We start from the raw sequence: 12,966 nt of genomic DNA, 5'->3' as shown, positions 1-12,966 counted from the left end.
AGGGGAGAGGGGATCAATCGTAGCGCCGCCCGGCGTTAAAGTTTCTCGCCGTTGCTGGCAATCACGCCCTTATACCACTCGAAGCTCTTCTTGCGGGAACGCGACATGTCGCCCGTGCCGTCGTCGTGCTTGTTCACGTAGATAAAGCCGTAGCGCTTGCTGTACTGGCCGGTGGTGAACGACACGCAGTCGATGCAGCCCCAGGGCGTATATCCCACCAGATCCACGCCGTCGTGTGTCACGGCTTTGATCATCTCCTCCACGTGGGCACGCAGGTAGTCGATACGATAGTCGTCGTTGATGCTGCCGTCTTCTTCCACCTTATCGTAGGCACCGAACCCGTTTTCCACGATAAACAGCGGTTTCTGATAACGCTCGTACAGTTCGCACAGAGAATAGCGCAGGCCTACCGGGTCAATCTGCCAGCCCCAGTCGGACGCCTTCACGTGCGGGTTCGGCACGCTGCCTTCGAAGCCGGAAATCGCATCGCCGGTACCGCCTTCCGCTTTCACCGCGTTGGTCATGTAGTAGCTGAAACCTAAGTAGTCGCAGGTACCTTCACGCAGGATCTGCTCATCGCCTGCCTCCATTTTGATGGAGAAGCCGCGGCGCTCCCACTCGTTCAGCACGTAGGACGGGTAGTAACCACGCAGCTGGACGTCGGTAAATACATAGCGCTCGCGCATGGATTCCTGGGCGAACATCACGTCTTCCGGTTTGCATGAGAACGGATAGAGCGCCACCATGGCCAGCATGCAGCCGACTTTCATCTCCGGGTTGATGCGGCGCGCGGCTTCCACCGCCAGGGCGCTGGCCACAAACTGGTGGTGCAGGACCTGGTACATGGTCTCTTCCGGATTGTCATGTTCGGTATAGACCACGCCCGAGCAGCAGTAACCGAACAGCGGCGCGCGCCAGTTGCGCTGGTTATTGATTTCGTTGAAGGTCATCCAGTATTTGACCTTGTTTTTGTAGCGCTCAAAAACCACTTCCGCAAAGCGCACAAAGAAATCGACCACTTTACGGTTGGTCCAGCTACCATACTCCTGCACCAGGTGCAGCGGCATTTCGAAGTGGGAGAGGGTGATCACCGGTTCGATGTTGTATTTCAGCAGCTCGTCGAACATGTCGTCGTAGAACTTCAGCCCCTCTTCGTTTGGCTGCGTTTCGTCACCTTTCGGGAAGATGCGCGTCCAGGCGATAGAGGTGCGGAAGCACTTGAAACCCATCTCGGCAAACAGCTTGATGTCTTCTTTATAGTGGCCGTGGAAGTCGATAGCCTCGTGGTTTGGGTAGTATTTACCCGGCACTACTTCCTGGGTGATTTCGCGCGGGACGCCGTGCGCGCCGCCGGTCAATACGTCACAAATGCTTGGCCCTTTGCCGCCTTTGTTCCAGCCGCCTTCAACCTGGTGAGCCGCAACCGCGCCGCCCCATAAAAAATCTTTTGGTAAGGTTAATTTTTTCATCGCTGCTCTTCTCAATAAATGGCTTACTGGCATCGAGTCTAGCAAAGCGAAATTGAATGTCACGATATAACAATTCACAGTAAATGTGATTTGTTACATCAAAAAAACAGGGTGTTTTATTCTGTGAGTTTCTTCGCCAGTTTACGTCCGAGAGATTCCAGAATATAAATGACGGGAATTTGCGTGGTGATGTCGTAGACGCCTGCAATACGCGTCTGAGGAACATGCCAGGAGAGATTAAAGTCCGCCAGTTTTGCGAGACGCGAGTGCTCGTGGCTGGTTATCGAGAGCACCTTGCAGTGATGCAGGCTGAACTGGCTGGCGAAGCGCAGGATCTCCTCGGTCTCTCCCGAGACGGAAAGCACAATCGCCAGCGCATTTTTCGCCATATCATTGGTGACCGGGAAATAAGGATCATCAATATGATTACTGAATTTCCCGATATTAGAAAAGAAGCGTGCGCCATATTTTGCCAGCGAACCCGATGTTCCGGCACCGACAAATATAATTCGCTCTGACGTTAAAATAATATCAACCGCCTTATCTAATAACGCATCGAACTCTTCATTATTCACGCTTTTAAAAAAGCTGATAATTTCGCTGGCACCGAAGTTTGCCTGCTGGGGCTCGTTCTGTTCAAGATAAAGCTTAAAGCGCACGCGGAATTCAGAATAGCCTTCGCAGTTAAGCTTGCGGCAAAAGCGCAGGATAGTCGTGGTTGAGACGTCTGCCGCATCCGCCAGCTCGCGGATGGTCATGTACATCACTTTGTCACGATTTTTTATGACATAGTTGTAGACCATCATCTCCAGGTTATTGAGACTGGCAATGGCGGAATGGGAGAACATGCTCACAATGGCTACACTCACTCATCAGACTTTTCTTCAGGGAATAATAACATGCAGCCAAACGACATCACTTTTTTTCAGCGTTTTCAGGACGACATTCTGGCCGGACGTAAAACCATCACTATCCGGGATAAAAGTGAATCCCATTTCAAAACCGGCGATATCCTGCGGGTGGGGCGTTATGAGGACGATGGTTATTTTTGCACCATCGAAGTAACGGGAACGTCAACCGTTACGTTCGATACATTGACGCAAAAACATGCTGAACAGGAGAACATGACCCTGGATGCATTGAAAAACGTGATCTCAGAGATCTACCCCAGGCAGAACCAGTTTTATGTGATTGATTTTAAATGTTTATAATTAAAATCGAAACGCACGTTCGCTGAAATTAAAGTGTAACTGTCTGATTATAGTTTAGAAACGTTATGTTTAACTTTATTTTGGCTAACAGGTGTTCACTGGAATCATTCTCAGTTAGCATAGTTATGCGATGAATAATCATCTTTTGTTTTCCCGGAGTTTTGTATGGTGAGTAGACCATTAATCGCACAGGGATATTCGCTGGCTGAGGAAGTGGCCAACAGCATCAGCCACGGCATTGGCCTGGTGTTTGGGATTGTCGGTTTAGTGTTATTGTTGGTGCAGGCGGTGGACGCCAATGCCAGCGCGATGGCCATTACCAGCTACAGCCTTTATGGCGGGAGTATGATCCTGCTGTTCCTGGCCTCGACGCTGTATCACGCGATCCCGCATCAGCGGGCCAAGATGTGGCTCAAGAAATTTGACCACTGTGCTATCTATCTTCTGATTGCAGGCACCTACACACCGTTTTTGCTGGTGGGGCTCAACTCACCGCTGTCGCGTGGCCTGATGATTGTTATCTGGAGCCTGGCACTGCTGGGGATCCTGTTTAAGCTGACCATCGCGCACCGGTTTAAGGTGCTGTCACTGGTCACCTATCTGACAATGGGCTGGCTGTCGCTGATTGTGGTGTATCAACTGGCGGTCAAACTGTCGGTAGGGGGCGTGACGCTTCTGGCCTTAGGCGGCGTGGTGTACTCGCTCGGCGTGATTTTCTACGTCTGCAAGCGCATCCCGTACAACCATGCCATCTGGCACGGCTTTGTGCTCGGCGGCAGCGTATGCCACTTTTTGGCGATCTATTTGTACGTGGGGCAGGTGTAGTTTTTAAACCGTGCGGGCGGTTGCCCTCACCCCGGCCCTCTCCCACAGGGAGAGGGAGGGCACCTGGATACGATTACTCTTCTAACGAATACGGCAGCGGCTCGATGCTCAGCGTGTTCGCATCGTCACGCACGCGGAACACGCTGTCGGCTTCCATGTCGTTGTTCATGACGGCCTGTACCAAAAGACGTCCATCATCCAGCTGTACGGCGGCTAACACGGTGCCGGTGCGACGCCAGTTATCACCCATCTTCAGCTCTAAGTCTTCACCCGCTTCAGGTACACGGCTGGCATGGCCCGCCAGCGTCCACAGCGCTCGTTTGTTAGCTCCGCGGAATTTTGCACGCGCCACCATCTCCTGGCCGGTATAACAGCCCTTTTTAAAGCTAATACCCCCCAGCGCCTGCAGGTTCGTTGCCTGAGGAATAAACTGCGCGCTGTTTGCTGCGTCAATCACCGGCAGACCCGCTTCGATGTTCAGCGCCAGCCACTGCTGACTATTGTTGAGCTGCGCTTCGCCGCGCAGCGCTTCGGTCACGCGTTCGGCCGTTGCCGCATCCGTGACTAACAGGAAACGCTCCGCAGGGTGTTCAAACCACAGGATAGAGGTCGCGCCTTCGCTGACCACCTGCTTTTCTGCATCCGGCAGTTCGCTGAAGAGATTTTTCAGGGCCGCACGGGCCTGGAAACCGGCCACTCCCAGCAGGACATGTTCGTCGTCCGGGGCGATAGTGACTTTGGAGAAGACCGCGTACTTCTTCAGCTCTTTGAGCTGGGCCTCTTGCAGGCTGCGGCGCTCAATAAAGGCAAAGCCGTCCTGACGGCGGAAGAGGCGCAGGTTGCTCCACATTTTACCTTTTGGGTCGCAATGCGCGGCCAGCAGGTGCTGGTGTTCGGTCATCTGGCTGACGTCGGCGGTCACCTGGCCCTGCAGGTATTTTTCGGCGTCGGCACCGGTGAGAGTTGCCAGCGCCCAGTCATCAAGAGAAATAAGCGTCAGCGGCAGACGCGCAGAGGCGGCGGGCTGGCGAGGAGAAAATGGTGTAAATGCCATAACGATATCCTGAATTGCTTAACGCTTTGATAATGCCTAATGGTAAAAGAGCCTGCAGGCAATGCAAGTGCTTTCAACAGACCATTTGTGCCCTAAACCGGTTATGCGTAGCGCTACGCAAAATAATGTAATCCGCTTTCTTTGTAGGGATTATTCTGGAAGCCTGCTCGGCGATCGCAATATTCCAGTAATGAAACGGTCAAAAACACGTTACACTAGCTGGTGTCCCCGTAGAGAAATAAAGAACACTGAACGGGGTACCGACTGTGCCAAACGTAATGCAGGAAACTGAACATGGATATTAACAACAAGGCCCGTATTCACTGGGCGTGCCGTCGCGGCATGCGTGAACTTGATATTTCCATCATGCCTTTCTTTGAATATGAGTATGACAGCTTAAGCGATGATGATAAGCGTCTGTTTGTTCGCCTGCTTGAGTCTGACGATCCGGATTTATTCAACTGGCTGATGAACCACGGCAAACCCGCCGACACCGAGTTGCAACGGATGGTGCAATTAATTCAAACACGGAATCGGGAACGTGGTCCTGTGGCAATCTGATCTTCGCGTCTCGTGGCGCTCGCAGTGGATGTCTTTATTGCTCCACGGCCTGGTTGCGGCCTTTGTTTTACTGATGCCGTGGCCGCTGAGCTATACGCCGCTGTGGCTGCTGTTACTGTCGTTTGTCGTTTTTGACAGCGTACGCAGCCAGCGTCGCATTAATGCCCGTCAGGGAGAGATTAAATTACTGATGGATTCCCGCCTGCGCTGGCAGGGTAAAGAGTGGGATATCCTCGGTATGCCCTGGATGCTCAACTGCGGCATGATGTTACGGTTACGCAAGGTGGACGGCGGGCGTTGCCAGCATCTGTGGCTGGCGGCTGACAGTATGGATGCTGCCGAGTGGCGAGACCTGCGCCGGATGCTGTTGCAACAAACGACGCAGGGGTAGCGCGCGTTAGCTAAACTTTTCAGCCATTTCGCCCAGAATCTGCTCGCACCAGGTTTGCAGGCGCTCATCGCTGAGATCGTACTGGTTGGTTTCATCCAGCGCGAGTCCAACAAACAGCTCGCCGTCGGCGATAATCGGTTTTTTACTGGTAAACTCGTAACCTTCGGTTGGCCAGTAGCCGATAAACGATACTCCTTTCGGCGCCAGCTTGTCATGCAGCATGCCGAGCGCGTCCAGGAACCATTCCCCGTAGCCCAGCTGATCCCCCATGCCGTACATGGCAATGATTTTGCCGTCGAGATTGACCGAATCGAGTTGATCCCAGATGGCTTCCCAGTCTTCCTGTATCTCACCAAAATCCCAGGTTGGGATGCCAAGAATCAGGACATCGTACTGTTCCATCAGCGCGACCGCGTCATCTTTCAGGTTATGCAACGTCACCAGTTCCGGGCCAATGATGTCGCGAATTTTCTCTGCCGCCATTTCGGTGTAGAAGGTGCTGGAACCATAGAACAGACCAATATTCATCGCGTAACTATCTCAATACTTGCTTTGACTTTGCGCGTAGTGTACCAGAAACCGGTCGCAATCAGGCATAATGGCCTGACTGCAAAATCAAAGGGGCTGATGTGGAAAAGGATCTCGCACTGATCGAACAGTTTCTCGACGCGCTGTGGCTGGAGAAAAATCTGGCCGAGAATACCCTTAGCGCCTACCGTCGCGATCTCACCATGCTGGTGGAATGGCTTGCGCACCGGGGGTTATCCCTTGCGAGCGCGCAGCGTGACGACCTGCAGGCGCTGCTGGGGGAACGTATCGCAGGGGGCTACAAAGCTACCAGTTCCGCGCGTTTGCTCAGCGCCATGCGTCGGCTGTTCCAGCACCTCTACCGTGAGAAGATCCGCGAAGACGATCCCAGCGCGCTGCTGGCATCTCCTAAGCTCCCGCAGCGGCTGCCGAAAGATCTCAGCGAAGCACAAGTTGAGAGATTATTACAGTCACCGGCTGTTGACCTGCCGCTGGAGTTACGCGATAAAGCCATGCTTGAGCTATTGTATGCTACCGGCTTGCGCGTTTCGGAACTGGTTGGTCTGACGATGAGCGACATCAGCCTGCGTCAGGGCGTAGTGCGCGTCATTGGTAAAGGAAATAAGGAAAGGCTGGTTCCGCTGGGTGAAGAGGCGGTTTACTGGCTGGAAACGTACCTGGAGCACGGTCGTCCGTGGCTGCTAAATGGTACTTCTATCGACGTCCTGTTTCCGAGCCAGCGCGCCCAGCAGATGACGCGGCAAACGTTCTGGCATCGCATCAAGCATTACGCCACACTGGCGGGTATCGACAGTGAAAAGCTTTCGCCGCACGTATTGCGTCACGCTTTCGCGACGCATCTGTTAAACCACGGCGCTGATTTACGCGTGGTGCAGATGCTGCTGGGCCACAGCGATCTTTCCACGACGCAAATTTACACCCATGTCGCGACGGAACGCCTGCGGCAGCTACACCAACAGCACCACCCTCGAGCGTGAGTGCCGACGAATTGTAACAGGATCACATATGAAAAAGACTTTCGCGCTGTTCACCCTGCTGGCAGCCTCCTTTACCGGTTTCGCTCATGCTGACGACGCCGCCATCAAACAGTCGCTGGCTAAGCTTGGCGTCACCGGCAGCGATATTCAGCCTGCACCGGTTGCCGGCATGAAAACGGTACTGACCAACAGCGGCGTGCTGTACGTCACCGAAGACGGCAAACACATTATTCAGGGGCCAATGTACGACGTGAGCGGCGCGCAGCCGGTGAACGTCACCAACCAGCTGCTGATGAAAAACCTGAACGCGCTCGAAAAAGAGATGATCATCTATAAAGCGGCGCAGGAAAAACACGTCATTACCGTCTTCACCGACATCACCTGCGGCTACTGCCACAAGCTGCATGAAGAGATGAAAGACTACAACGCGCTGGGCATCACCGTGCGTTACCTGGCCTTCCCGCGCGCGGGCGTGCAGAGCCAGCCAGAGCAGGACATGAAGGCGATCTGGTGTGCGAAAGACCGCAACAAAGCGTTTGATGACGCCATGAACGGCAAAGGCGTTAAGCCAGCCTCCTGCGACATTGATATCGCTAACCACTACGCGCTCGGCGTGCAGTTTGGCGTGAGCGGTACGCCTGCGATTGTCCTGAGCAACGGCTATGTCGTTCCGGGCTATCAGGGACCGAAAGAGATGAAAGAGTTCCTCGACGCGCACCAGAAACAGTTTGGTGGTAAATAATCCGCGTGAAAGCCCCAATAAAATTGCGCCGCCGCGAGGCGGTTGAACCCGTTGATTTACCGGACGATCTCCCGGCGCTGCTTAAGCGCCTCTATGCCAGCCGCGGCGTGCGTCGCGCTGAGGATCTTGAACGCAGCGTGAAAGGGATGCTGCCCTGGCAGCAGCTGAGCGGTATCGAAAAAGCCACCGAAATGCTCTACAACGCGCTTCGAGAGGGAACGCGAATTGTGGTGGTAGGGGATTTCGACGCCGACGGCGCAACCAGCACCGCGCTGAGCGTGCTCAGCCTGCGCGCGCTGGGCTGCGATAACGTCACGTATCTGGTACCGAACCGTTTTGAAGACGGCTATGGCCTCAGCCCGGAAGTGGTCGATCAGGCCCACGCCCGTGGTGCACAGATGATCATGACCGTCGATAACGGGATCTCCTCCCATGCGGGCGTCGATCATGCTCACGCTTTGGGGATCCCGGTGCTGGTTACCGATCACCACCTGCCGGGCGAAACGCTGCCGGATGCGGAAGCGATTATTAACCCCAACCTGCGCGACTGCGATTTCCCATCGAAATCTCTCGCAGGCGTGGGCGTAGCGTTTTATCTGATGCTGGCGTTACGTACCCTGCTGCGCGATAAGGGCTGGTTCGACTCCCGCGGTATTGCCGTACCGAACCTGGCCGAATATCTCGATCTGGTGGCGCTGGGCACCGTCGCGGACGTGGTCCCGCTCGATACCAATAACCGTATTTTGACCTGGCAGGGCCTAAGCCGTATCCGGGCAGGCAAGTGCCGTCCGGGGATCAAGGCGCTGCTGGAGATTGCCAACCGCGACCCGCTCAAGCTGGCGGCAAGCGATTTGGGCTTTGCTCTCGGGCCGCGCCTGAACGCGGCAGGAAGACTGGACGATATGTCCGTCGGCGTGGCGCTGCTGCTGTGCGACAACATCGGTGAAGCGCGCGTGCTGGCCAACGAGCTGGACGCGCTGAATCAGACCCGTAAAGAGATTGAGCAGGGGATGCAGGCCGAAGCGCTGACCCTGTGCGAAAAGCTTGAACGCAGCGGCGATACGCTGCCGGGCGGCCTGGCGATGTACCATCCCGAGTGGCATCAGGGCGTGGTGGGCATTCTGGCGTCGCGTATTAAAGAACGTTTCCACCGGCCGGTGATCGCGTTCGCCCCCGCGGGTGATGGCACGCTGAAAGGCTCTGGCCGCTCAATCCAGGGGCTGCACATGCGCGATGCGCTGGAGCGTCTCGATACGCTGTATCCGGGTCTGATGATCAAGTTCGGCGGCCATGCGATGGCGGCAGGCCTGTCTCTGGAAGAGGCGAAATTCGACGAGTTTCAGCGTCTGTTTGGTGAACTGGTCACCGACTGGATTGACCCGGCCCTGCTGCAGGGGGAAGTGGTGTCCGATGGCGAGCTTTCACCGCTTGAGATGACGATGGACGTGGCGCAAATGCTCCGCGATGCCGGTCCGTGGGGACAGATGTTCCCGGAACCGCTGTTCGACGGGCGTTTCCGCCTGCTGCAGCAGCGCATCGTCGGCGAACGTCATCTGAAAGTGATGGTCGAGCCCGTGGGCGGGGGACCGCTGCTGGACGGCATTGCCTTCAACGTCGATACCTCCATCTGGCCGGACAACGGCGTGCGCGAGGTCGAGCTGGCGTACAAACTGGACATCAACGAGTTTCGCGGTAACCGCACCCTGCAGATCATCATCGACAATATCTGGCCAATTTAGCGGCAGTAATCTCTATAAAAAAGGGCGTGGATTCGGTACAATCCCGCTCTTATCACCGCATTTTGACAAGTCCATAAAAGAAAACAGACCATGTTTGAAATTAATCCGGTAAAAAACCGTATTCAGGACCTCACGGAGCGCTCTGACGTTCTTAGGGGGTATCTTTGACTACGATGCCAAGAAAGAGCGTCTTGAAGAAGTAAACGCCGAGCTGGAACAGCCGGACGTCTGGAACGAACCTGAACGCGCACAGGCGCTGGGTAAAGAGCGTTCCTCTCTCGAAGCTATCGTAGATACGCTGGATCAAATGGCCCAGGGGCTGGAAGATGTTTCCGGTTTGCTGGAGCTGGCCGTCGAAGCCGACGACGAAGAAACCTTTAACGAAGCCGTAGCAGAACTCGACGTGCTGGAAGAGAAGCTGGCGCAGCTGGAATTCCGCCGTATGTTCTCCGGCGAATACGACAGCGCTGACTGCTATCTCGATATTCAGGCAGGTTCTGGCGGCACCGAAGCGCAGGACTGGGCCAGCATGCTGACGCGCATGTACCTGCGTTGGGCAGAAGCGCGCGGCTTCAAAACCGAAATTATCGAAGAGTCTGAAGGTGAAGTGGCCGGTATTAAATCCGTCACCATCAAGATCATCGGTGATTACGCCTACGGCTGGCTGCGTACCGAAACGGGCGTTCACCGCCTGGTGCGTAAGAGCCCGTTCGACTCCGGCGGCCGTCGCCATACCTCCTTCAGCTCCGCGTTTGTTTACCCGGAAGTTGATGAAGATATCGATATCGAAATTAACCCGGCGGACCTGCGTATCGACGTTTATCGCGCATCCGGCGCGGGCGGCCAGCACGTTAACCGTACGGAATCTGCGGTGCGTATTACCCACATTCCAACCGGGCTGGTAACACAGTGCCAGAACGACCGTTCCCAGCATAAGAACAAAGACCAGGCCATGAAGCAGATGAAAGCGAAGCTTTATGAGCTGGAGATGCAGAAGAAAAATGCTGAGAAACAGGCGATGGAAGACAACAAGTCTGACATCGGCTGGGGCAGCCAGATCCGTTCTTACGTCCTTGATGACTCCCGCATCAAAGACCTGCGTACCGGGGTTGAAACCCGCAACACGCAGGCGGTGCTGGACGGCAGCCTGGACCAATTTATCGAAGCAAGTTTGAAAGCAGGGTTATGAGGAACCAACATGTCTGAACAACAAGCACAGGGCGCTGACGCGGTAGTCGATCTTAACAACGAACTGAAAACCCGCCGCGAGAAGCTGGCAGCGCTGCGCGAGCAGGGCGTGCCGTTCCCGAACGATTTTCGTCGTGACCACACCTCAGACCAACTGCACGCTGACTTCGACGCGAAAGAGAACGAAGAGCTGGAAGCGCTGAACGTTGAAGTGGCCGTTGCGGGCCGCATGATGACCCGCCGTATCATGGGTAAAGCCTCCTTCGTGACCCTGCAGGACGTTGGCGGCCGCATTCAGCTGTACGTGTCCCGTGACGATCTGCCGGAAGGCATCTACAACGAGCAGTTCAAGAAGTGGGACCTGGGCGATATCCTGGGCGCGAAAGGTAAACTGTTCAAAACCAAAACCGGTGAACTGTCTATCCACTGCACCGAGCTGCGTCTGCTGACCAAAGCCCTGCGCCCGCTGCCGGACAAATTCCACGGCCTGCAGGATCAGGAAGCGCGCTACCGTCAGCGCTACCTGGATCTCATCTCTAACGATGAATCCCGCAAGACCTTCAAAATTCGCTCCCAGATCATGGCCGGTATCCGCCAGTTCATGGTGAACCGCGACTTTATGGAAGTGGAAACCCCAATGATGCAGGTGATCCCGGGCGGCGCGTCTGCGCGTCCGTTCATCACCCATCACAACGCCCTGGACCTGGACATGTACCTGCGTATCGCGCCGGAACTGTACCTGAAGCGTCTGGTGGTTGGTGGTTTTGACCGCGTGTTCGAAATCAACCGTAACTTCCGTAACGAAGGGATCTCCGTTCGTCATAACCCAGAGTTCACCATGATGGAACTCTATATGGCGTACGCGGATTACAAAGATCTGATCGAGCTGACCGAATCCCTGTTCCGTACGCTGGCGCAGGATATTCTGGGCACCACGCAGGTCCCTTACGGTGAAGAAGTCTTCGACTTCGGCAAGCCGTTCGAAAAACTGACCATGCGCGAAGCGATCAAGAAGTACCGTCCGGAAACCAACATGGCCGATCTGGATAACTTCGATTCTGCGAAAGCGATCGCCGAAAGCATCGGTATCAAGGTTGAGAAGAGCTGGGGTCTGGGCCGTATCGTGACCGAGATCTTCGAAGAAGTGGCCGAAGCGCACCTGATTCAGCCTACCTTCATCACCGAGTACCCGGCTGAAGTCTCTCCGCTGGCGCGTCGTAATGACCAGAACCCTGAAATCACTGACCGCTTCGAATTCTTCATCGGCGGCCGTGAAATCGGCAACGGCTTTAGCGAGCTGAACGATGCGGAAGACCAAGCTCAGCGCTTCCAGGATCAGGTTGACGCGAAGGCGGCAGGCGACGACGAAGCGATGTTCTTCGACGAAGACTACGTGACCGCGCTGGAGCACGGTCTGCCACCAACGGCGGGTCTGGGAATTGGTATCGACCGTATGGTGATGCTGTTTACCAACAGCCACACCATCCGTGACGTGATCCTGTTCCCGGCGATGCGCCCGGTGAAGTAAGGCGTTAAGATGTAAAAAAAGCCCCGAAAGGGGCTTTTTTATTGCGCCGCGAAGGCTATGAGTTTTTCGCGGGCGGTCGTCGCTTCCATGACCATCCACGGGCTAAAGGCCCAGGGCGTCGCGTCCAGCGCACGGAATAGCGCATCAAGCTCAACCCACTGATAGTCCATCACTTCATCTTCGTTTATTGTCACGTCATTGGTAATGCGTGCGGCGAATACCGGGCAAATTTCGTTTTCCACGATCCCGGACGGGTCGGTTTCCCGATAGCGAAATTCAGGGGCGACGGCGGTGATATCGGTCAGTTCTGCGCCCACTTCGAAGCGGCAGCGGCGGATTATCGCCTGGACTGTCTCTTCACCCGACTGCGGGTGGCCGCACACGGAGTTGGTCCAGACGCCGGGCCAGGCTTTTTTGCTTAAGGCGCGTCGGGTGATCAGACATTCGCCTTTTGCGTTAAAAAGCCAGGAAGAGAACGCCAGATGCAGCGGGGTATGTAACGTGTGCGCGGCATATTTTTCCTGAGTGCCAATCACCATTCCCTGGTCGTTTACCAAAATAACGTGTTCTTGAATACTCATTGATGCTCCAGTGCCAAATTGCCGAGTGGTTCAGCACCATCAGCCGAAGCATTATACTGCATTCTTATACGAACGGTTTGGCTCGTAGAGCGGAAAAGGGCATGACCCCTGTTCGTTTTGGCTGTTATCATAGTGCGCCATTCACGCTGAC

General features: G+C 55.1%; 14 protein-coding genes. 9 read left to right on the top strand and 5 right to left on the bottom strand.

The window, feature by feature from the left end; all coding sequences use genetic code 11:
- Positions 1–35 precede the first annotated feature (35 nt).
- Both bglA and WM95_RS20335 read right to left on the bottom strand, forming a co-directional pair.
- Positions 36–1,469, bottom strand: coding sequence for a 6-phospho-beta-glucosidase BglA (gene bglA / locus WM95_RS20340; protein ID WP_063408214.1), 1,434 nt, complete (start codon positions 1,467–1,469; stop codon positions 36–38).
- Positions 1,470–1,585: 116 nt separating this feature from the next.
- Entirely contained in the window at positions 1,586–2,317 is a 732-nt protein-coding gene (locus tag WM95_RS20335) for a MurR/RpiR family transcriptional regulator (protein ID WP_063408213.1), read from the bottom strand.
- Between the two features lie 51 nt (positions 2,318–2,368).
- On the opposite strand from WM95_RS20335, the gene yqfB reads away from it, so the two are divergent.
- Positions 2,369–2,680, top strand: a complete 312-nt coding sequence (gene yqfB / locus WM95_RS20330) for a N(4)-acetylcytidine aminohydrolase (RefSeq protein WP_023309102.1) — start codon at positions 2,369–2,371, stop codon at positions 2,678–2,680.
- Between the two features lie 165 nt (positions 2,681–2,845).
- Positions 2,846–3,505: a PAQR family membrane homeostasis protein TrhA gene (gene trhA, locus WM95_RS20325; protein ID WP_023309101.1), complete on the top strand. Its 660-nt coding sequence runs from the start codon at positions 2,846–2,848 to the stop codon at positions 3,503–3,505.
- A gap of 73 nt (positions 3,506–3,578) precedes the next feature.
- Here the strand turns inward: trhA and ygfZ are convergent, their stop codons facing one another.
- Complete coding sequence (gene ygfZ / locus WM95_RS20320; protein ID WP_029739202.1) at positions 3,579–4,559, bottom strand: tRNA-modifying protein YgfZ; 981 nt, start codon at positions 4,557–4,559, stop codon at positions 3,579–3,581.
- Positions 4,560–4,853: 294 nt separating this feature from the next.
- Between ygfZ and sdhE the strand changes: the two genes are divergently transcribed.
- Positions 4,854–5,120: an FAD assembly factor SdhE gene (sdhE, locus tag WM95_RS20315; RefSeq protein ID WP_010435322.1), complete on the top strand. Its 267-nt coding sequence runs from the start codon at positions 4,854–4,856 to the stop codon at positions 5,118–5,120.
- The gene (locus tag WM95_RS20310; RefSeq protein ID WP_021242050.1) at positions 5,101–5,511 is read left to right on the top strand and encodes a protein YgfX; all 411 of its coding nucleotides are present in this window, start codon (positions 5,101–5,103) and stop codon (positions 5,509–5,511) included. The genes sdhE and WM95_RS20310 overlap by 20 nt, the downstream gene beginning before the upstream one ends.
- 6 nt (positions 5,512–5,517) lie before the next feature.
- Here WM95_RS20310 and fldB read toward each other — a convergent pair whose 3' ends face one another.
- The gene (fldB, locus tag WM95_RS20305; protein WP_063408212.1) at positions 5,518–6,039 is read right to left on the bottom strand and encodes a flavodoxin FldB; all 522 of its coding nucleotides are present in this window, start codon (positions 6,037–6,039) and stop codon (positions 5,518–5,520) included.
- A gap of 101 nt (positions 6,040–6,140) precedes the next feature.
- On the opposite strand from fldB, the gene xerD reads away from it, so the two are divergent.
- From xerD to lysS, 5 genes are all read left to right on the top strand, one after another.
- Complete coding sequence (gene xerD, locus WM95_RS20300; protein WP_023309098.1) at positions 6,141–7,037, top strand: site-specific tyrosine recombinase XerD; 897 nt, start codon at positions 6,141–6,143, stop codon at positions 7,035–7,037.
- Between the two features lie 28 nt (positions 7,038–7,065).
- Entirely contained in the window at positions 7,066–7,779 is a 714-nt protein-coding gene (gene dsbC / locus WM95_RS20295) for a bifunctional protein-disulfide isomerase/oxidoreductase DsbC (protein WP_063408211.1), read from the top strand.
- Positions 7,780–7,784: 5 nt separating this feature from the next.
- Positions 7,785–9,518: a single-stranded-DNA-specific exonuclease RecJ gene (gene recJ / locus WM95_RS20290; protein WP_045355605.1), complete on the top strand. Its 1,734-nt coding sequence runs from the start codon at positions 7,785–7,787 to the stop codon at positions 9,516–9,518.
- Between the two features lie 90 nt (positions 9,519–9,608).
- Positions 9,609–10,707, top strand: a protein-coding gene (gene prfB, locus WM95_RS20285; protein ID WP_096059326.1) for a peptide chain release factor 2 whose coding sequence is annotated in 2 segments (ribosomal slippage) — positions 9,609–9,683 and positions 9,685–10,707 — 1,098 coding nt in all. Because the reading frame shifts where the segments join, the coding sequence is not laid out codon by codon here.
- 9 nt (positions 10,708–10,716) lie between these two features.
- A complete protein-coding gene (gene lysS, locus WM95_RS20280) occupies positions 10,717–12,234 on the top strand; it encodes a lysine--tRNA ligase (protein WP_021242046.1) in 1,518 nt (505 codons plus the stop codon).
- Positions 12,235–12,272: 38 nt separating this feature from the next.
- Here lysS and idi read toward each other — a convergent pair whose 3' ends face one another.
- Entirely contained in the window at positions 12,273–12,815 is a 543-nt protein-coding gene (idi, locus tag WM95_RS20275; RefSeq protein WP_008499704.1) for an isopentenyl-diphosphate Delta-isomerase, read from the bottom strand.
- Positions 12,816–12,966 lie beyond the last annotated feature (151 nt).

This window comes from Enterobacter cloacae complex sp. ECNIH7, assembly GCF_002208095.1.
GTDB classification, from domain to species: domain Bacteria; phylum Pseudomonadota; class Gammaproteobacteria; order Enterobacterales; family Enterobacteriaceae; genus Enterobacter; species Enterobacter cloacae_M.
The sequence above is the reverse complement of the archived record's forward strand: the minus strand, read 5'-3'. Positions and strand labels throughout refer to the sequence as shown.

Bases quoted from the DNA above. Each gene is read 5' to 3' on its own strand.
- bglA (WP_063408214.1), bottom strand. From the start codon at position 1,469: ATGAAAAAATTAACCTTACCAAAAGATTTTTTATGGGGCGGCGCGGTT.
- WM95_RS20335 (WP_063408213.1), bottom strand. From the start codon at position 2,317: ATGTTCTCCCATTCCGCCATTGCCAGTCTCAATAACCTGGAGATGATG.
- yqfB (WP_023309102.1), top strand. From the start codon at position 2,369: ATGCAGCCAAACGACATCACTTTTTTTCAGCGTTTTCAGGACGACATT.
- trhA (WP_023309101.1), top strand. From the start codon at position 2,846: ATGGTGAGTAGACCATTAATCGCACAGGGATATTCGCTGGCTGAGGAA.
- ygfZ (WP_029739202.1), bottom strand. From the start codon at position 4,559: ATGGCATTTACACCATTTTCTCCTCGCCAGCCCGCCGCCTCTGCGCGT.
- sdhE (WP_010435322.1), top strand. From the start codon at position 4,854: ATGGATATTAACAACAAGGCCCGTATTCACTGGGCGTGCCGTCGCGGC.
- fldB (WP_063408212.1), bottom strand. From the start codon at position 6,039: ATGAATATTGGTCTGTTCTATGGTTCCAGCACCTTCTACACCGAAATG.
- dsbC (WP_063408211.1), top strand. From the start codon at position 7,066: ATGAAAAAGACTTTCGCGCTGTTCACCCTGCTGGCAGCCTCCTTTACC.
- lysS (WP_021242046.1), top strand. From the start codon at position 10,717: ATGTCTGAACAACAAGCACAGGGCGCTGACGCGGTAGTCGATCTTAAC.
- idi (WP_008499704.1), bottom strand. From the start codon at position 12,815: ATGAGTATTCAAGAACACGTTATTTTGGTAAACGACCAGGGAATGGTG.